The sequence below is a fragment of the Coprococcus sp. RTP21204st1_G4_RTP21204_210225 genome (assembly GCF_040915385.1).
Taxonomy (GTDB): domain Bacteria; phylum Bacillota; class Clostridia; order Lachnospirales; family Lachnospiraceae; genus Allocoprococcus; species Allocoprococcus comes.
The window spans coordinates 39108-57733 of record NZ_JBCPDP010000006.1 but is presented as its reverse complement, the minus strand read 5'-3'; the positions used below and the strand labels follow the sequence as shown (position 1 = coordinate 57733).

The 18626-nt window shown below is 42.2% G+C and carries 17 protein-coding genes; 2 read left to right on the top strand and 15 right to left on the bottom strand.

The features are described 5' to 3' along the window. Positions 1–169: 169 nt before the first annotated feature. Positions 170–616 (bottom strand): GntR family transcriptional regulator, encoded by a 447-nt coding sequence (locus AB5213_RS07340; RefSeq protein ID WP_008372643.1) that lies wholly within the window; start codon positions 614–616, stop codon positions 170–172. A 157-nt stretch (positions 617–773) separates the two neighbouring features. Here AB5213_RS07340 and AB5213_RS07335 point away from each other — a divergent pair, with 157 nt between their 5' ends. After that, entirely contained in the window at positions 774–1556 is a 783-nt protein-coding gene (locus AB5213_RS07335) for an HAD family hydrolase (protein ID WP_008372640.1), read from the top strand. 273 nt (positions 1557–1829) lie between these two features. On the opposite strand, the gene AB5213_RS07330 is transcribed toward AB5213_RS07335, so the two are convergent. The 9 genes from AB5213_RS07330 to AB5213_RS07290 all read right to left on the bottom strand — a co-directional run bounded on the left by AB5213_RS07330 (position 1830) and on the right by AB5213_RS07290 (position 9257). After that, complete coding sequence (locus AB5213_RS07330) at positions 1830–2696, bottom strand: phosphatidylserine decarboxylase (RefSeq protein ID WP_347006672.1); 867 nt, start codon at positions 2694–2696, stop codon at positions 1830–1832. Between the two features lie 96 nt (positions 2697–2792). Then, positions 2793–3434 carry a phosphatidylcholine/phosphatidylserine synthase gene (locus tag AB5213_RS07325; RefSeq protein ID WP_055157765.1) on the bottom strand — a complete coding sequence of 214 codons (642 nt, stop codon included), beginning with the start codon at positions 3432–3434 and terminating at the stop codon, positions 2793–2795. Next, complete coding sequence (locus tag AB5213_RS07320; RefSeq protein WP_195367888.1) at positions 3428–4462, bottom strand: lysylphosphatidylglycerol synthase transmembrane domain-containing protein; 1035 nt, start codon at positions 4460–4462, stop codon at positions 3428–3430. The genes AB5213_RS07325 and AB5213_RS07320 overlap by 7 nt, the downstream gene beginning before the upstream one ends. Further along, positions 4452–5084 carry a phosphatase PAP2 family protein gene (locus AB5213_RS07315; RefSeq protein ID WP_368276561.1) on the bottom strand — a complete coding sequence of 211 codons (633 nt, stop codon included), beginning with the start codon at positions 5082–5084 and terminating at the stop codon, positions 4452–4454. The genes AB5213_RS07320 and AB5213_RS07315 overlap by 11 nt, the downstream gene beginning before the upstream one ends. A gap of 158 nt (positions 5085–5242) precedes the next feature. Further along, positions 5243–5986 carry an amino acid ABC transporter ATP-binding protein gene (locus AB5213_RS07310; protein WP_008372631.1) on the bottom strand — a complete coding sequence of 248 codons (744 nt, stop codon included), beginning with the start codon at positions 5984–5986 and terminating at the stop codon, positions 5243–5245. Continuing rightward, complete coding sequence (locus AB5213_RS07305; protein ID WP_008372629.1) at positions 5976–6665, bottom strand: amino acid ABC transporter permease; 690 nt, start codon at positions 6663–6665, stop codon at positions 5976–5978. Before AB5213_RS07305 ends, AB5213_RS07310 begins: the two co-directional genes overlap by 11 nt. Positions 6666–6689: 24 nt before the next feature. Next, positions 6690–7463 (bottom strand): basic amino acid ABC transporter substrate-binding protein, encoded by a 774-nt coding sequence (locus tag AB5213_RS07300; RefSeq protein WP_008372628.1) that lies wholly within the window; start codon positions 7461–7463, stop codon positions 6690–6692. 120 nt (positions 7464–7583) lie between these two features. After that, positions 7584–8402 (bottom strand): undecaprenyl-diphosphate phosphatase, encoded by an 819-nt coding sequence (locus tag AB5213_RS07295; protein WP_022220164.1) that lies wholly within the window; start codon positions 8400–8402, stop codon positions 7584–7586. 12 nt (positions 8403–8414) lie between these two features. Next, the gene (locus AB5213_RS07290) at positions 8415–9257 is read right to left on the bottom strand and encodes a Cof-type HAD-IIB family hydrolase (RefSeq protein ID WP_055157773.1); all 843 of its coding nucleotides are present in this window, start codon (positions 9255–9257) and stop codon (positions 8415–8417) included. 146 nt (positions 9258–9403) lie between these two features. Here AB5213_RS07290 and AB5213_RS07285 point away from each other — a divergent pair, with 146 nt between their 5' ends. Further along, positions 9404–10537 carry a cell wall hydrolase gene (locus AB5213_RS07285; protein ID WP_070097338.1) on the top strand — a complete coding sequence of 378 codons (1134 nt, stop codon included), beginning with the start codon at positions 9404–9406 and terminating at the stop codon, positions 10535–10537. 98 nt (positions 10538–10635) lie between these two features. On the opposite strand, the gene AB5213_RS07280 is transcribed toward AB5213_RS07285, so the two are convergent. Genes AB5213_RS07280 through AB5213_RS07260 form a run of 5 tightly spaced genes read right to left on the bottom strand, consistent with a single transcriptional unit; the run spans position 10636 to position 18541 of the window. Then, positions 10636–11652: a M20/M25/M40 family metallo-hydrolase gene (locus AB5213_RS07280; RefSeq protein WP_195367884.1), complete on the bottom strand. Its 1017-nt coding sequence runs from the start codon at positions 11650–11652 to the stop codon at positions 10636–10638. Between the two features lie 17 nt (positions 11653–11669). Then, on the bottom strand, positions 11670–12314 hold the full coding sequence (pgmB, locus tag AB5213_RS07275; protein ID WP_008372621.1) for a beta-phosphoglucomutase: 645 nt from the start codon (positions 12312–12314) through the stop codon (positions 11670–11672). Beyond that, positions 12286–13191, bottom strand: a complete 906-nt coding sequence (locus AB5213_RS07270; RefSeq protein WP_055157774.1) for a DMT family transporter — start codon at positions 13189–13191, stop codon at positions 12286–12288. The genes pgmB and AB5213_RS07270 overlap by 29 nt, the downstream gene beginning before the upstream one ends. Positions 13192–13213: 22 nt before the next feature. Then, positions 13214–15526, bottom strand: a complete 2313-nt coding sequence (locus AB5213_RS07265) for a glycoside hydrolase family 65 protein (RefSeq protein WP_055157776.1) — start codon at positions 15524–15526, stop codon at positions 13214–13216. 21 nt (positions 15527–15547) lie between these two features. Further along, the gene (locus tag AB5213_RS07260) at positions 15548–18541 is read right to left on the bottom strand and encodes a glycoside hydrolase family 2 TIM barrel-domain containing protein (RefSeq protein ID WP_347006670.1); all 2994 of its coding nucleotides are present in this window, start codon (positions 18539–18541) and stop codon (positions 15548–15550) included. Positions 18542–18626 lie beyond the last annotated feature (85 nt).

Sequence of the window (18626 nt, the reverse complement as noted above, 5' to 3'; positions counted from 1 at the left end):
ACATACCAAGTTTTCTTGTCAATAGAGTTCATAAAAAAGTTACAACCGATATAAGAGATAACTTTTCTACCACTTCGATTATACTCACGACTTAATGACTTCTTGAATACTTGCCGAAAAAGAAAAACTGCCATCGGTTTGACAGCAGTTCTTCTTCGGTTGGTATCAGTTAGGAATACACAATATCATTCAATACAATCTCATCGGCACAGGCTCGAATGTTATTCATCAATCCTATCCATCTCATCATATCCGTTGCTTTTCTGCACGCCCAGGTTACAATCTCCGGTTCGATCATCAGACGTACATCAAACAGATCCAGTGCCAACCGATAACGGTCCTCCATGTTTCCAAACCCGAGAACATCATTTTCCATATAAATGGTACTGATGACATAAGTTCCGTCTCCTCTGCGCACTTCCAGCACGCCTCTTGTGACCAGCCCTTTAACCGCCTCTCTTACCGTACTTCGTCCAACTTCAAATAATTCTGTCAGTTCACCTTCAGTAGGTATCCTCTCTCCTATTTTTACCGGTTTATCCAGAATATATTTCATCAGTCGATCCTCTGTCTTCTGTCCCAGTGTCCGTTTTACACCTTTTCCGCTTTGCTGCATTTCGTCACCTTCTGCTTATCCGCTTTCTCAAATTTTAGCATTTGTTTTTTCTCTTTTCAGCTCTGCATTGCCTGCCCTTCTCATTTTTGCTATACTGTCAATGTAGTTTTGCGCCATAGTTTCCGGCGTATCGTTATTTTGACTCAGGAGGAAATTTATGATCAAATTAGTTGCAAGTGATCTGGACGGCACTCTGCTTCACAACTATCAGCAGACTGTGCCGAAAGAAATATATGATACGATTAAAGCACTTCATGAAAAAGGAATCATCTTCACTGCCGCAAGCGGACGCCAGTATGCCAATATCCGCAGGCTTTTCGCTCCTCTCGGCTTCGACATTCCATATATCGCTGAAAATGGTTCCATGTGCGTCTATAAAGAAGAGATACTCGCCACCGGTCTGACTCCATCCAAAACCATCCGGCATATTCTGGATGCCCTGATGGAATACCGGAAGATCTATCACACCGGACACTGTATCCTTTCTGTAAAAGATACTTATTACAGCGACTCAACCGATGAACGTTTCATTGATTATATGGAAAATGATATGCATAACATCGTTACCTACGTGCCGGATCTGTATGCGATTAAAGAACCGATCATCAAAGCAGCCATCTGTGATTTTGGTGGCACAAAGAATCTGGAACCCTTCTTCCACAAAAGGATTGGGGATGAAATCCGCGTTGTAACTTCTGCGGATCACTGGATTGATTTTATTGCGCCAAATGCAAATAAAGGAACGGCACTGAAAGTTCTAATGGAAAAATTCGGGATCAAAAAAGAGGAATGCATCTGCTTCGGGGACCAACAGAATGATATCGAGATGCTGAAAGCTGCGGGAACAGCGTATGTCATGGCAACCGGCCACCCTCTCGCCAAGAAAGCGGCAGATTACGTTGTGGAATCACCTTTGCCGGTGATGCAGGGGTTGTTGTAGAGTGAAAATGGGGACGCTGCAGCTAAATAATTTTCTGAAACGAACAGCGCAGCTGAATGTTTCCGTCTTGACGGCATTTGAGACTTTTAGGGAATCTTAGGTTTTGAGAAGATGCGTTAGGGGAAGAAATCCACACTGTCTGAGCGACAGCGAGTTTGTGGATTTCTTCCCCTGCTTTTAGCATCTTTTCAAAATTTTAGAGTTCCTTAATGCCTCAAGCCTGTCCGGCAAGATGGAAACATTCAGCTGCGCGTCCCTTTTGAACCAGCAAGCCTATATAACTCCCCCTATGCGTTCTCCCATCTTCACAATGGTTTCTGCTCCCTGCAACGTGTTCCGGATCAGATCACTGTCTGGAAAGACTTTATCTGGTTCCAGGAGCAGCACAACCGTTGAACCTCCGAATTCAAATCTTCCTTTTTCTTCGCCGCGTTTTACCTGGCAGCGTTCTTTTTTATAATTCCAGATCTTTCCGACCATCAGTGCACCGACTTCCATCATCAGGACGGTGCCGAGTTTTTCATTTTTTACAAGACAGTATTCTCTGCTGTTCATTTTGTAGATCGGGCAGATATCATTTGCAATCGGATTTACAGTGTGAAAAATTCCCGGAATCCTTCTCTGATAGGTCTTTTCTCCATCTGCCACGTAACAGTATCTATGGTAATCGTCTACTGTAAGACGGATCACTACCGCCCAGCCTCCCATATAATGTCTGGCAAGCTTTGCATCGCGAATGAGGCTGTGTGTTGTATATGGAGTATGTTTAATGAAGAATTGTCCGTTTTCGTGAATTGGATAGACACTCACTTTCCCGTCACATGGACTGATCAGTACGGTACCTTCCCTGTTAACCGGGCGTTCCTCAGCTTTTATTTTTCTGGTAAAGAAATCATTATAGGAATCAAATTTCTGTTTTTCATATTTGTTCAGATCGATCCCGTGGGTTCTGGCAAATAATCCGGCAAAAACAGCGGACACTTTTGTATTCAACAGCTTCCCTCCCAGTCTGGATACTGCCGGTAAAAGAAGCGGGCGCATCAGTACTCTGGTTGCTGTATGGGTATACACAAATTTTAAAAACTTATCCTGACTGGTTGTCTTTTTTATCCGATGACCTTCTCTGTCCATGTAATACATTTTTCTATCTCCTGTCCGCCTTATCCATGCCTGATAATATAGCTGTCAGGCAGATCTCTGCCCTTCACTTTGCTGCCTGCTCATAACCTGGTTTCATTACATCATGCTCATATAACGCATATAGTGCCGAACCAGAATAGCGATCACTGCCATTGCCACAACAGCTACAATCGCACCCATGGTCACATTTTTCGGCTTTTTCAGTTTGAAATTGGTGATAAACAGAATGCCGACCACCAGCATGACCACATGAAGCGCAAGCATAAATTCACAACCTAAAAATGGTTTTAATACAACCACAAGCGGAAGTGCGATTGCCATGGATGTAATCGGGAGCCCCTGATAACATTCTCTTTTCTCTGCTGTTTCTTCCTGACGCTGTTCTTCCATCACATTGAACCACGCAAGACGGATCAGACCTGCAAGTACATAAAACATCAGGATTGCCACACCGATCACACCGCGCATTCCGAAACAGTAACAAAGAACAGCCGGCGCAACTCCGAAGCAAACAATATCGCTTAACGAATCAATCTGGATTCCGAAACGCTTTTCCACTTCTGTCCGGTTCTTTTTTGTTCTTGCAATCTTTCCATCAAACATATCACAAAGACCGGAGATTGCAAGACACATCACGCCCAGATGCAGATGCCCGTTTACTGCAAACATCATTCCTCCAATTGATACCATCAAACTGACATATGTAAGTACTACCGTATAATCATAAACCCCTAACATTCTATCTCCCTCTTTCTTCCAATTGTAAAATTTGCTACGATCGTAAGCAAGGCGCTCAGCCCCAGCTCTGTATAATATCCAATCCCACGGCTCAGGATCATTCCCGGCAAAAGAAGCCGTTTTCCGAATACCGGAATAAAAATCATGGCAAATAATTTTTCACTGATTCCCATACCTCCCGGCAGAGGAAGCATATCTACCGATACCGCAATGACCGCCTGCAGTGTAATGACTGCGACTGCTTTTGCACCTCCAAGCCCAAATGCCTTATATACAAACCATGTAGCTGTAAACAGCGCAAACCGCTGGAACATGGTGATCGCAAATACATTCACGATCACCTGCTTGTGTTCCTTCAGAAAAACTGCTGTATCCCGGTACTGATCCATGGATGCATTCAGCTTTTCAATACGCGCCTCCTTATGGTGTAGAAAGTGCAGCTTTTCAAGCAGTGCCATTCCTTTTACCAGAATTTCTCTTGCAAGCCGCGGATGGAACACCAGCACCAGCATCGCTGTCACGCAGAAAACATTCAGAGCTGTCCCCAGATAAAAGATATGCCGGATACTCCAGAGATATTTATGGATAAATCCTTGTCCGAACAGTACCAGCCACAATCCGACAACCACCAGTACCAGTTTATAAGTGATCGTAACGATCATCAGCACCAGCGTCGAAACCGGTATTGGTATCTTTTCTTTTTTCATATAATAAATCTGTGCCGGCTGTCCTCCAGATGCCGAAGGTGTGATACAGCTGAAGAAGAATCCAACCGATGAAAACAGAAAACATGTCCATTTTTTCAGCCGGATTTTCAGTGTCCGCATCATATAATAGATAATGATCGATTCTCCCCAGATAAAAACCACAACACAGATCACTCCCGGAATCAGCCATAATACATTGACCTGTTCCAGGATCTTCACAATCTCACCAATATCTTCCCCATGAAATACGCCATACATTGTACCGGTAAATACCACCAGCAAAAATATGACATTGAAGATCGTCTTCTTTTTATTTTCCATCTCTCCTCATTCCTATCCGGTTTCCAAGTTTATTTGCTATTTTTTCTGTCAGACGCCGATAAATCTGCCATCCATTTGTCCGTCTGCTGATCTGCCAGGTTACTTCTGCAAGAAGAATTCCTGCTGCTGCATCCTGCCATACATGCTGCCTAAGCGCCAGTGTCGATATCACGACCAGTACCGTCATCAGGACAGAAAAAGCTTTATACCAGTTGGAAATCTTCCGGTTCTTCCTGACCGCAATACAGCTGAACCAGCTTGCCATGCAGTGAATGGACGGAAACAGGTTGATTGGCTTATCAACTGTATACAAAAACCGTACTGCCTGCATCCAGATATCCGTCCCTGTCAGAATCGGCCTCGTATTCGTGGTCGGATAAAAAATAAAGCACAGCATACATACCAGCCGCGCATAAAAATCCGCAGTAAAAAATTGGTATTTCACCTTCTCCTCCCGCATCGATGCCATGAAATAGTTCACTACCCAGAAAAGATAACACCCAAAATAAATAATAATAAACTGTGGCATAAAAGGAATCACTTCATCCGCCGGACCAGAAAGATTATGAGTCTTGATTCCCGTCCGTAATAGCGGCACTCCCCAATATACCACAGCATTCATACAAAATGTAATAATAAGTGGAATTATAGTTTTTATTTTCTTCATACAATCTATACTATACATAAATAAAAAAATAGCAATAGTCTTTCGCAATTCTTAAAGAAAAAAGTTCTGTCTCTTAAGAAAACAGAACTTTTTTCTTTTATATTTCTTTATTTTTACAGAACCTTTGACAGGAATTCCTTTAAACGCTCATCCTTAGGATTTGCAAAGAACTCTTCCGGAGTTCCCTGCTCTTTTACTCTTCCTTCATCCACAAACATGACACGGTCAGCAACCTCTCTTGCAAATCCCATTTCATGTGTAACAACAACCATGGTCATGCCTTCCTGGGCAAGCTGTTTCATCAGCTCCAGAACCTCTCCAACCATCTCCGGGTCCAGTGCGGATGTCGGCTCATCAAAGAGCATTACATCCGGGTTCATGGCAAGGGAACGCACGATCGCGATCCGCTGCTTCTGTCCACCGGAAAGCTGTGACGGATAAGAATCTGCCTTCTCTTCCAGTCCAACCCTCTTAAGAAGTACTCTTGCTTCTTTTTCTGCCTCTGCTTTATCCTTTTTCAGGAGCTTGATCGGAGCCAGTGTGATATTTTCAAGAATCGTCTTATGTGGGAAAAGATTAAAGTGCTGGAACACCATTCCCATCTTCTGACGATGTTTGTCGATATCTACCTTTGCATCTGTAATATCCACACCTTCAAAATAAATATGACCTCCGGTCGGTACCTCCAGAAGGTTCAGGGAACGGAGGAATGTAGATTTTCCGGATCCTGACGGTCCGATGATTACCACAACTTCTCCTTTGTGGATCTCTTCTGTAATTCCATTCAGTGCATGAAAATCGCCAAATGCTTTCTGCAGATTTTCTACACGGATCAATACATCTCCATTAGTGGTCACTGTTCCTTAACCTCCTTTCCAGCATACTTACCAGTTTACTGAAGATCATAACCATAACCAGGTAAATGATCGCAACTGCCATCAGCGGCATAAGCGCATCGTAGGTTCTGCTTCGGATGATATCTCCGCCCTTTGTCAGATCCTGAAGGGCAATATATCCGGCAACAGAAGTCTCTTTTAAGAGAACGATAAATTCGTTTCCAAGTGCCGGAAGGACATTTTTAAACGCCTGCGGCATGATAATATAGATCATTGTCTGACGATAATTAAATCCAAGGCTTCGTCCTGCCTCAAACTGTCCGTTATCAACTGCCATAATACCGGAACGGAAAATCTCAGCAACATAAGCACTGGAGTTCATACCAAATGCCAGAATCGCTACGATCGTCTTACTGACATCCACACTTGCAAAAATTACAAAGTAAATGATAAGCAGCTGTACAACAACCGGTGTACCACGGATGACCGTGATGTAAATCTGGCAGATCAGATTCAGGAGCTTCAGCTTGCCGGTCTTATCATATGTGGAACGGACAATTGCCAGAAGGAATCCGAGAACTACACCGATCAGGACAGCACAAAAGGTTACAATTAATGTAACCTTAAGTCCGTCTGCAATGTAGTGCCATCTGTCATCTTTTATAAAATTCATTATAAATCTTGCTTTAAAATCACTCATAAGACACCACCAGTCTGTACCCGATTAGTCTGTAATATATTTTGCAACGATTTTATCAAATGTTCCATCTTCTTTTAACTCTTTGATCGCATCATTGACTTTCTTAACCAGATCATCATTACCTTTTTTGATTGCCAGTGCATAATCTTCTTCTACATAAGAAGTCTCCAGGATCTTCAGACCTTCATTTTCTTCTACGAATGTCTTAGCCGGCTGGTTATCAATGATCACTGCATCGATCTTGCCCTGCTGCAGAGCCTGTACAGCTTCCATACCTTTGTTGAAACGCTCTACATTATCATCACCGAAATCATCTGTAGAATAAATATCCCCTGTTGTTCCCTGCTGAACACCAATCTTCTTTCCTTTCAGATCATCCGGTTCTGTAATATCACTGTCATCTGTTACAATGATAACCTGAACTCCTGTATAATAGCTGTCAGAAAAATCAACCTGTGTAGCACGGTCTTCTGTTACAGTCATACCTGCTGCTCCGATATCTGCTTTTCCGCTCTGAACAGCCGGGATAATAGAGTCAAATGCCATATCTTCGATCTTCAGATCCATTCCAAGCTTGTCAGCGATTGCTGCTGCGAATTCTGCATCGATTCCGACAACTTCATCTCCGTCATAGTATTCAAATGGTGGGAATTCTGCGTTTGTAGCCATAACAAGCTTTTCTTTCTTGTCTGATTTTGCAGAGTCACTCTTTGATGAATCACTCTTTGATCCACATGCTGCAAAACTGAACACACATGCACATGCAAGTACAACACTGATTACTTTTTTCATTTTCATAATACCAACCTCCAAATTTTATCCATTTCCCCTATTCTATCATGTTATAAAGAAAAAACAAAGTGGGTTTTTATACATTTTTCTGCATAAATTCCCACCTTTTTTCGTGATTATTCTCTTTTAGCCGAAAATCAGGAAATAAAGAAGTACCAGAACTCCAAGTACAATACGGTAATAGCCGAATGCCTTAAAGTCATGCTTCTTGATATATCCCATCAAAAACTTGATCGCAAATACGGATACGAAGAACGCTACCAGGCATCCCACAAGCAAAATGACCACTTCGATCGCGGTATAATGGAATCCGAATTTGATAACCTTTAAGATACTTGCTCCGAACATAACCGGGATCGCAAGGTAGAAGGTAAATTCTGTTGCCACATAGCGGGAAGTTCCGATGAGCAGTGCTCCAAGGATGGTTGCTCCTGAACGTGAAGTACCCGGGATCAGTGCCAGGACCTGGAAGCCTCCGATGATCAGTGCCATCTGATAGGTAAGCTCTGTCAGCTTTGTAACCTGCGGTCTGGTGTGTTCATTCTTTTTCTCGATCAGAATGAAGAAGATACCATAAATGATCAGCATCAGTGCAACAACTACATAATTGTAAAGATACTTGTCAAGGATATCATCAAATAACAGCCCGATCACAGCTGCCGGCAGACAAGCCACAACGATTTTGCACCACAGGTTGATTGTATTTCTCTTCTGCTTCGCTGATTTTCTCTTTGAAAACGGATTCAGCTTATTGAAATACAGAACAACGACCGCCATAATTGCACCGAGCTGGATCACAACACGGAACATACTGTTGAATTCATGACTTGTACTCATATGTAAGAACTGCTCTACCAGAATCATATGCCCTGTACTACTGATTGGAAGCCATTCTGTGATACCTTCCACGATACCCAGAATGACAGCAATTAAAACATCTAACATTTTGACCTCTTTCTATCCCCTCTCGGGATTCAATACAAATTTTTCAATGGCAGCCGCCACGCCATCCTCCTCATTGGACAATGTGATATAATCTGCCACCTCTTTTACTTCATCTGCTCCGTTTGCCATCGCAACACCAAATCCGACTTCTTTTAACATCATCAGGTCATTGTTGCCATCCCCGCATGCCATGATCTCTTCTCGTTCAATTCCAAGAAGCCTGCCAAGCTGAATCAGTCCCATTCCTTTGTTGACTCCCGGTGCATTGATCTCCAGGTTCGTTCCCATCGAATCACTGATGCTTAAATCCCCAAGCTCCATGATCCGCTGCTTTGCTTCCAGCCGTTCGTCCTGGCTCTTAAAAAGTGCATGGATCTTATCCATCTCATGCCCATTCATCTCTTCCATCTTCTCCCAGAGACTCGTAATGCCTTTGCGGGTGGTTCGGATATAATCTGCCATCGCAGGATTCCGCAGATACTCTCCGACTTTCAAAAGTTCATCTGCCTGTACGAAACCTCTTCCATCAAAATAGATCTCCTTGAACGTATCATAATCTCCAAAAATCTTAAGGATCGCTGCTCCCATCTCATAAGAGAGCATATTGGCATAAAGTACTTTGTCTTCCTGTAAATCCAGGATCCTTCCGCCGTTCGATGTCAGTGCGTACCTCATCCCCGGGAAATTCCGGAGCACTTCCGGGATCCCTGTCACCGGACGCCCTGTTGCAACCAGCACTGTTACCCCCTGGTCGATCGCACGTGTAAGTATTTCTCTTGTATGACTGGTCAGTTCTTTCTTATCATTCAGTAAAGTACCATCCAGATCAAGCCCTATCATTTTTATCTTTTTCATGAATAATTCCCTCATTTATGGTAAAGCTAAAAATACATTTCAAATCTTAGTATAACACGATTCCCCGTGTATGTATAACAAAATTTGCGGATTCAGGCATTTTGTAGTATACTGATAAAGGCTCAATTTTGAAGAAAGGAAGAATTATGAAGAAAAGGTTAAAAGCATTTTCAAGGACAACCATCGCACTCCTTACCGCTGCCCTGGTCTGTTCCCCGTTTACAAAAGCTTACGCCGATGACACTGTAGACTCTCTTGAAAAGCAGACAAACGGTCTTCAGAACCAGCTCGACTCTCTGAATCAGGACCTTACTAGTCTCAGCGCTGAGATCACAGATCTTGCATCAAAAATTGAGGATACGGATGCTTCCGTACAGAAAGCAGAACTGGATCTTGCCGCCGCAAAACTGGACGAGCAGTTACAGTATGATGCTATGAAGAAAAGAATCAAATATATGTACGAAACAGGAAATACGTCACTCTTGCAGATCATCTTTTCTTCTGAAAGCATGGGAGATTTCTTAAACAAAGCAGAATTTGTCAAGAACATTACAGAATACGACAGAAATATGCTGGATGAATTACAGAAGGTTCACGAGCTTGTCGCTAAAAAGGACTCTGATCTGAAAGCAGAGCAGGCTTCTCTGGCAGAGATGAAAACAAATCTCGACCAACAGGAACAGGAACTGAATGATAAGATTTCCTCTACTTCCGGTGAACTTCAGGCTTCATCCGAAGCACTGGCAAAAGCAAAAGAAGCACAGGCAGCCGCTGCTGCCGCACTTAAGAAAAAACAGGAAGAAGAAGCTGCAGAACAACAACGACAGGCAGAAGCTGCACAGACTGCTGCCAATAATACTTCAAGCAGTTCCGGGAACACGGATTCCGGTAGTTCCGGCGGCAATACGACGATTACAGTTCCGGATACTCCTGCCGAGACCACAGATCTGGTTCTCTTTGCTGCAATTCTGCAGTGTGAAGCTGGCGGTTACAATTATGACGGTATTCTTGCCGTTGCTACAGTCATCATGAACCGTGTAGCGAGTCCGCTGTATCCGAATACAATCAGCGGTGTCGTCTACCAGAGCGGTCAGTTTGCTCCAACCTGGGACGGAAGCTTAAGCCGCGTCTTGCAAAGAGGACCTGTATCCTTATGCTATCAGGTCGCTCAGGAAGCACTCGGCGGAGCACGGCTTGCATCTGTAAGCGGATGTTACCAGTTCCGAAGCGCAAGTACCGGAATGTCCGGGATCAACGTTGGGGGAAATGTATTTTTCTAAATCCTGTCCCAGTGGATGTGCGTTCGATTCATTTACAGGACAGAATGCAAAAAAACGGTATTTACTCATCTTCACGAGTAAATACCGTTTTTTATTTTCTACGCATTATAGTTTGCAAGAAACTGTGCTATCAATTCCACACAACCTTCCACATCTTTTTCATCTGCTACCTCTGCAGGCATGTGCATATAACGAAGCGGGATTGATACCAATACCATCGGTACGCCCTGATTTGAAAAATGAATCTTATCTCCATCCGTATAACTAAGCCTGCTTGCAGCTTCTCTCTGAACTGGAATTCCTACTTTTTTTGCACATTCTTCCATTTTGGCATTTAAAGTTTTTACCACGATCGGACTGTTGCAAAGAACCGGTCCACCCCCCAGAAGAACCGTTCCCATCTCAGCCGGATTCATTCCACTGCAGTCGCTTGTGTAAGTCACATCCACAACAATCGCAAGTGTCGGATTAATCCGTGTACTTGTCCAGAAAGCTCCGGTTTTCGTTGTCTCCTCTCCAGTTGTAGAAGCTCCATAGACACCAACTTTACATCCAAGCTCTTTCGCTCTCTTGATTGCTTCCATAATGATATAAACACCAAGTCTGTCATCCAATGCTCTGGCTGTAAATTTACCATTTGTCATCTTACGAATATGTGTATCCGGAACAATCGGATCTCCCAGACTTACATTCTTTAAAGCATCTTCTCTATCTTTCGCCCCAATATCGATCAGAAAATGCTTTGTTCCCAGATTTTCTTCTTTGAACAAATCACGATATGCTTCGACAACACCGTAAACCTCTCCGTTTTTTGTCTTGATACGCACCTGACGTCCCGGATAAGTTGCCGGAACAATTCCGCCTCTGTCAATCACCTGCAGTCTTCCATCTTCCCGGATGTTCGAAATCATAAGTCCGATTTCATCTGCATGTGCCGAAAGCATGATACGTACATCGTTTTCCGGATTCAGAATACATGTTAGATTTTGCATCTCATCACGGCAAATCTCATCTGTATATTCTTTCATTTCTTCTGTTACAATATCCTGCACCTGCTCCTCATAACCCGATACCGAAATACTGTTAAGAAGGTTATTTAAAAATTTTTCATTCATTCTAGTCATCTTCTTTCTTACTTAGCCGTAACTTTCAGAAGATCTGCAAATGCAGACAGATTATAGGTTCCAAGTCCGCTTGCAACTGCATCCCCGATAGCAGCACAATCCATTCCCCCTGCGATTGCTGCCTGCAGTCCTGCTTTTGCGTCTTCTACAACCAAACACTTATCAACCTGTTCGTCTACATACTCTGCTGCTTTCACAAATACTTCCGGATCCGGCTTTGATTTTGAAATATTATTTCCGTCTGAAATTGCATCGAAATACTCTCCAAGTCCCAACTGCCCGAGAATAAATCTTGCGTTTTTACTGGATGATCCAATCGCCAGTTTATATCCATTCGCACGAAGATCATCCAATGTTTCCTTTACTTCTGCAGACAGATCTGCAGGACTCATATTTTTCAGAAGTTCTTTATAGATATCATTTTTCTTTGTTGTCCAGCATTCTTTCTCTTCTTCGCTCATTTCTCCTTCATAGCGTTCCAGAATAATTTCAAAACTTTCCATACGGCTCACCCCTCTGAGTCGATTATTGATTTCTTCATCAAAATAGATTCCCAGTTCATCTGCAACTGCTTTCCATGCTTGATAATGATATTTATCTGTATGACAGATTACCCCATCCAAATCAAAAATTACTGCATTGTATTTCTTCATCTTTTGCTTCTCCTTCTGTTTCAGACAAGTTAGAAATGATGACAGCGGCTAGGATGATCGCACATCCGATCACCATGCGAAGTGTAATCACTTCATGCAGAATGATGATAGAAAAAATCGTTCCAAATACAGATTCCATTGAAAGTACAATCGCTGCTTTTGTCTCATCTACATACTTCTGGCATGCGGTCTGGAGCAGATAACATACAGTCGTACTGATTACTCCCAGATACAAAACACTTAACCATCCCTGTGTTGTAACCTGAAAATCGTTCTCTCCAAAAATCACAAGACTGACTGCCGATAATACAAATGCTGTGATCATCTGCACCATGTTCAGTACAGATGCCGGATATTTTTTCACAAATTCTCCGGTAAAAAAGATTTGGAACGCAAATCCTACCGCACAGAGAAGTGTAAGACCATCTCCCAGACTCAGTGTAAGATTTCCATTCAAAGAAAGCAGTGCTACTCCAATAACGGACATGATTGCTCCAATGATTCCTTTCATGCCTACTTTCTTCTTCAAAATTATAAATGCAATGAACGGCACTATAACTACATTCAGTGCTGTAAGGAATGCATTTTTGGAAGGTGTTGTATATTGCAGACCGATAATCTGAAGTGCAAATCCTGCAAAAAGTGCAATTCCCATCAGAATACCTGCTTTTATTGCACCTGCACGCTTCTCAAGTTTCCCTTCTTTTTTATGCTGTCCCATGCTGATCATCCCCATCAGCACAGATGCCAACAAAAATCTTACCATCATAATCTGGAAAGGCTTCATGCTTCCCAGTGCCATATCACTTGCGACAAAGCCGCCTCCCCATATGACCGTAACCAGTATAAGTCCTCCGATTGCCAGCCATTTTTTCATCATATATCCTCCCGTCTCTTTTTTAGATTGTTGTTACTTTTCCATTTATTTCAGCTTCTACAGGTTCTCCTGCAAGACGAATGACCTTTGCCTGATTACTTCCATCTGCCGTAATTTCAAGCCATGCCCCTCTATAATGCAGACGGAATGTTAATCCCTGCCATTCCTTTGGCATATTCGGATGAACTTTCAACATACCATCTTCTCTTTGCGCTACACCTGCAAACCCAAATACAATTGTCTGCCATACTCCACCAGTATTTGCCGCATGGATTCCTTCTCTTGTATTTCCCTGCATATTCAACAGGTCAATAAAGGCTGCGCGGCGAAGATACCGATATGCTTTTGAATCATCCCCTACTTTAAGCCCCATAACAGAGAAAATACTCGGACTCAATGAAGAACCATGAAGTGTACGCTTTTCGTAATAAGCGTAGTTTTCTTTAATCGTTTCTTCATCAAATTCATTTCCCATAAGGTGTAACAGCATAACAACATCTGCCTGCTTATTGATCTGTGTCTCTCTTGCTCTTTTTGTCTTAAGTGCATCCGGACGTACTGGCCAGTCATTCTCATCATATTTTTCGATTGTTACATTATCAAGCTCGAAATATCCTTCAAACTGTTCCAGAAGTCTTGTGCCTTCTTTTCTTGGCAGATACATCTTTTCCTGCACTTCTTTCCAGTGTGCAGTTTCCGCCTCTGTAAGTCCTGTCTTTTCGATCAGGATATCATACGCTTCCTGATTCTCTTTCTTGATTGATGCAAGCAGTGAAAGAACATATCCGAGATTCCATCTCGCCAGATAATTGGTATAGAGGTTATTATTAACCGGTTCATGCCATTCATCCGGTCCCGTTACCTGATTGATTTCATAACGATCCTGCTCTTTGTTGTACTCACAACGGCTTGCCCAAAATCTTGCTGTCTCTGTCAGAATCTCCGCTCCTTTGCTGTAAAGGAAATCCATATCCTGCGTGATCTTAACATAATTATAGATTCCATAAGCAACTGCTGCTGTTACATGATGCTCATATACCGCAACATAACATCTATAACAGGTTCCATCCGGCTCAATGGTCCAGTCCGGACACTGCTCTGTACCATCATCTGCTGACTCCCACGGATACTGTGCTCCTTTATATCCATTCTTATGTGCATTTGCACGCGCTGCATCCAGAAGATGGTATCTGTAATTTTCCAGATTCTGTGCAGTCTTCGGAAATACCCATGAGAAAAACGGAAGCATAAAAAGTTCGGTATCCCAGAAAGCATGTCCACCATATTCTTCTCCTGTTAAAAGCTTTGCCCCAACATTCACATGGTCATCATGTTCGTTTCCCGTACTCATCAGATGGAAGATGTTAAAACGGACTGCACGGTTCAATTCATCATCCCCTGTAATCTGAATATCTGCATTTTCCCACATCTTCTTATAAACATCTTCATGCGCTTTCAGTTCCTGATCAAATCCCGTTTCAACAAATCCTTCAATTTCTTTTTCGATTGTTGTATGAAGAGCATAAGCCGGACATTCTCTTTCTGTATACATCGAAACATATTTTACGATTTCTACTTCTTTTCCTTCTTCTACATGGATATCACCAAATTCCACACTCTGCTCACCAAATCTGCTTATCATTCTGTTTCCAAGAATCTGTTTTCCATCTGCATAAGCTTCGATACGGCATCCACAACCTACATGCAGATGATTTTCTCTGGTTGCAACTTCCACATAACATCCATCTGCTGCCAGCTTTTCATTCGCTGTCATATAAGTATGTTTTACCTTAAAGCGTGGTGCATCATAAAAATTAATGATCGTACCATCAATAATACTTTCTACTTCAATAATTCCACTGTAGTTGAGCGGTGTCACATAAAGCCGGATTCCCATCCTGTGTACATTGTTTCTGCTCACAAACCGGATTCCTTCGATCAAAGTCTCTCTTCCTTTTGAGTCCTTCAGACGAACTCTCTTTCCAAGAAAAGCTCCTTTCATATCAAGCACTCTTGAAAATTCCAAAATTTCACAGTCTTCAATTCCAATCAATTCTTTTTCTACATAAAGTCTGATTCCAAGCCAGTTCGGAAGTGTGGAAAGTTCACGCATAAATGTCTCTGACTTGTCAAACACTCCATTGATATAAAGATATGGAAGTGTAATCTTTGTTCCTTCCTCATGACTTCCCCGGATTCCGAGGTAGCCATTGGAAAGTGCAAACAAACTCTCATATTTGAGATTCTCTTTTGCCTCATACTGATCCTGCCAGATGAGCCATTCATCGCTATGTAATCTGTTTCTCAGATTTCCTGAAAACATTTCTCTGCTCATATATGATTGTCTCCTTTATTCTTAATCGATATACTGTTTTCTTGCCTTCCGGATTTCGGTTCCGCATTCTGCTGCCTGCACAGTAAATGCCATTGCAAAATCCTGAAGTTTTACTTTATTTTCTTCCAACTGTTCTTCTCCACAGCTGTTGCTTCCAAGTCCTGACTGGCGATAATCCAGATGGATAATCACATCATCCGCTTTTTCAATTTCAAATGGATGCTGTGCTTTTTCCAGACTTTCATCGGTATAATTAGCAAGGTTCAGACCAAGCTTCTCCTCCATCTTGCATAACAGACCATCTTTTCCATCTCCAATACGGAACCATTTCACCTGTTCATGATGTCCGTTTTCCTGTGGGAATACATAATCTGTCATCATTCCGTCAACTGTATTTTCGTAAATTCCCATAATAGATGCAGCCTTACTGTCTACATAACTCTCACCAGGTCCCATACCATACCACATCGTCTTCTGAAAGTTTTTATTTCCTTTCATAATGACTCCGATACGTGGTAAGAACGCTGGTTCCAGTTTTCCTCTCTGAACAGCTTTTCCCTGAATTTCCACCTTCATCTGTCCACAAGAATAAACCGTATAAGTGTAATCACATTCAAATCCCCAGGACTGGTTATAGCAACTGAAGAATGTTCCGATCCGGACGATCACCTTATCGTCTTCTTTCAGACAGCTGACATATTCTGTCTCTTCTACCGGTTTCTGAATAAAATATTTATTCATCCAGTCCTCTTTCTTGTACATGTCGTTATCGATTGTTGCACGGTATACATTCATTCTCGGTCCTTCAGTCAGATACTCTTTTCCATCTTTTCCAAAAGAAATCAATTTTCCAAATACAGTACTGAATTTTGCTGTCACACGGCTGTTTTCTACAGTAAGCCCCCCCTGTTCTTCTGTTACCTGAAGCTTATCAGCTGTTTCTCTTACCGAAAATCCATCTTTTCGGATCTGCATCGGAATCTGGACTTTCTTGATTTCATACCCTGCTGGTGCATAGTTTCTTTCTTCTTTCTGACATACAGTCAGATTCAGATAATAGTCTGTATTTTCCTGTAATTCAAATGCTGTAATTGGTAGGGCAATGATCTTGCCTTCATGCGGAGCAACCGAAAGTCCTTCAACGATTCCGTCCTGTATCATCTGATCTTCCGCTTTTACTTCCCAATAAAGTGTTGTCGTATCCAGATTCAGGAAATCATAATAATTCCGGATCTGAATCTTGTTCATGCTTCCTTCAACAGCTGTAATTTCTACTGGTGCAATGATCTGTTTGTATTCTTCCATTCCCGGAGACGGTGTTCTGTCCGGCATCAGAATCCCATCGATGCAGAAGTTCCCGTTTGTTGGAAAATCTCCATAATTTCCACCATATTTATAATATTTCTTATCCTTTTCTTCAGTGTAAATTCCATGATCATACCACTCCCAGAGAAATCCACCCTGAAGACGTTTGTACTTGCGATACATATCCTGGTATGCTTTTAATCCTCCAGGACCATTTCCCATCGCATGTCCATATTCACACATTACGTGTGGCTTATCCCCTTTGATCTGATATTCTGCAATCTCTTTGAGACCTTTCAGTCTGGTATACATCGTAGAATATACGTCTGTCACTTCTGCCTCAAAATCTCCCTCGTAATGAACCAGTCTGGTATCATCCAACTCACGGATTGCTTCTGCTGCACTACGGAAATTGCATCCGAATGCGGATTCATTTCCCATAGACCACATAATAATCGATGGATGATTTCTATCTCTCTTTACCATACGGACACTACGATCTACGTAAGCATCTTTCCAGGTCTCATCATCTGTGATCCATGTGTAATTTTCTACCCATTCAAATCCATGGCATTCCAGGTCTGCTTCATCGATCACATAAAGTCCATATTCGTCACACAGATCATAAAAATATTCATTTGCCGGATAATGCGAGCAACGAACAGCATTGATATTGTACTGTTTCATCAGACGAATATCTGATTCCATCTGCTCTCTTGTCACTCTTCTTCCTTCTCTTGGATTATAATCATGATGATTGACTCCGTTCAGAAGGATTACCTGATTATTGACACGGAAGTTCTTATCTTTGATCTCGATTTTGCGGAATCCACATCTGACTGTTACTTCCTGGTTTTCTGTCATTACTGTAAATTCATATAACTCAGGTGTCTCGGCTGTCCATGTATGAACTTCCGGGATCTCAGCCTCAATACATATATCTTTTCCTTCCGAAACAAGCTCACCTTCAAGAACAGTCTTTCCTTTATAAGAAAGCTTCCAGCCAAGATTTGTACCAGCCTGTTTCATTGTAATTCCAGCTGTAAAAAAACCATTTTTGTAGCTGTCATCCAATGTCCCATTTACACGAAGATCCAGAACTGCATTCTTTTCCTCATTGATCAGTTCTACATCCCTGTAGATTCCTGATAACCACCACATATCCTGATCTTCCAGATAAGTACCGTCTGACCACTTGTATACACGAACGGTAATGTCATTTTCACCTGTTTTTACAAACCCGGTAATGTCAAATTCTGAAGGCAGTCTGCTGACTTTTCCAAATCCAACATGGTTTCCATTTACCCATACATCAAATGCACTGTCAACACCATGGAATTTCAGAACCGTGTCTTTTTCCATCCACTGTTCATCTAATACAACTGTCTTTTTATAAATTCCAGTTGGATTTTCATCTGGTACATGCGGTGGGTTTACCGGAAATGGATATAACACATCTGTGTAATGCATCTTGTCATACCCTCTAAGCTGCCATACGGACGGAACATCAATCTTATCCCATCCTTCACATGCCCCCGACTGTTCAAATCCTTCCGGCGATAATTCCGGTGCATCAACATATTTAAAAGCCCATTCTCCATTTAAACTGATTTTCTTTTGCGAATCTTTATAAAAAGCCGTTCGTGCTTCTCTTCTCCCAATTCCGGTAATCCGATGGTCTTCCCATCTTTTTACTTTTTTTCTTGCCATAATTTTCTCCTCTCAAGTGGTATCCCATATAAGACAGCAACAGCGGTCAGACAGATACAGTCTGCCTGACCGCTCCATACGCCTG

Bases quoted from the DNA above. Each gene is read 5' to 3' on its own strand.
- AB5213_RS07340 (WP_008372643.1), bottom strand. From the start codon at position 616: ATGCAGCAAAGCGGAAAAGGTGTAAAACGGACACTGGGACAGAAGACA.
- AB5213_RS07335 (WP_008372640.1), top strand. From the start codon at position 774: ATGATCAAATTAGTTGCAAGTGATCTGGACGGCACTCTGCTTCACAAC.
- AB5213_RS07330 (WP_347006672.1), bottom strand. From the start codon at position 2,696: ATGTATTACATGGACAGAGAAGGTCATCGGATAAAAAAGACAACCAGT.
- AB5213_RS07325 (WP_055157765.1), bottom strand. From the start codon at position 3,434: ATGTTAGGGGTTTATGATTATACGGTAGTACTTACATATGTCAGTTTG.
- AB5213_RS07320 (WP_195367888.1), bottom strand. From the start codon at position 4,462: ATGGAAAATAAAAAGAAGACGATCTTCAATGTCATATTTTTGCTGGTG.
- AB5213_RS07315 (WP_368276561.1), bottom strand. From the start codon at position 5,084: ATGAATGCTGTGGTATATTGGGGAGTGCCGCTATTACGGACGGGAATC.
- AB5213_RS07305 (WP_008372629.1), bottom strand. From the start codon at position 6,665: ATGAGTGATTTTAAAGCAAGATTTATAATGAATTTTATAAAAGATGAC.
- AB5213_RS07300 (WP_008372628.1), bottom strand. From the start codon at position 7,463: ATGAAAATGAAAAAAGTAATCAGTGTTGTACTTGCATGTGCATGTGTG.
- AB5213_RS07295 (WP_022220164.1), bottom strand. From the start codon at position 8,402: ATGTTAGATGTTTTAATTGCTGTCATTCTGGGTATCGTGGAAGGTATC.
- AB5213_RS07290 (WP_055157773.1), bottom strand. From the start codon at position 9,257: ATGAAAAAGATAAAAATGATAGGGCTTGATCTGGATGGTACTTTACTG.
- AB5213_RS07285 (WP_070097338.1), top strand. From the start codon at position 9,404: ATGAAGAAAAGGTTAAAAGCATTTTCAAGGACAACCATCGCACTCCTT.
- AB5213_RS07280 (WP_195367884.1), bottom strand. From the start codon at position 11,652: ATGAATGAAAAATTTTTAAATAACCTTCTTAACAGTATTTCGGTATCG.
- pgmB (WP_008372621.1), bottom strand. From the start codon at position 12,314: ATGAAGAAATACAATGCAGTAATTTTTGATTTGGATGGGGTAATCTGT.
- AB5213_RS07270 (WP_055157774.1), bottom strand. From the start codon at position 13,191: ATGAAAAAATGGCTGGCAATCGGAGGACTTATACTGGTTACGGTCATA.
- AB5213_RS07265 (WP_055157776.1), bottom strand. From the start codon at position 15,526: ATGAGCAGAGAAATGTTTTCAGGAAATCTGAGAAACAGATTACATAGC.
- AB5213_RS07260 (WP_347006670.1), bottom strand. From the start codon at position 18,541: ATGGCAAGAAAAAAAGTAAAAAGATGGGAAGACCATCGGATTACCGGA.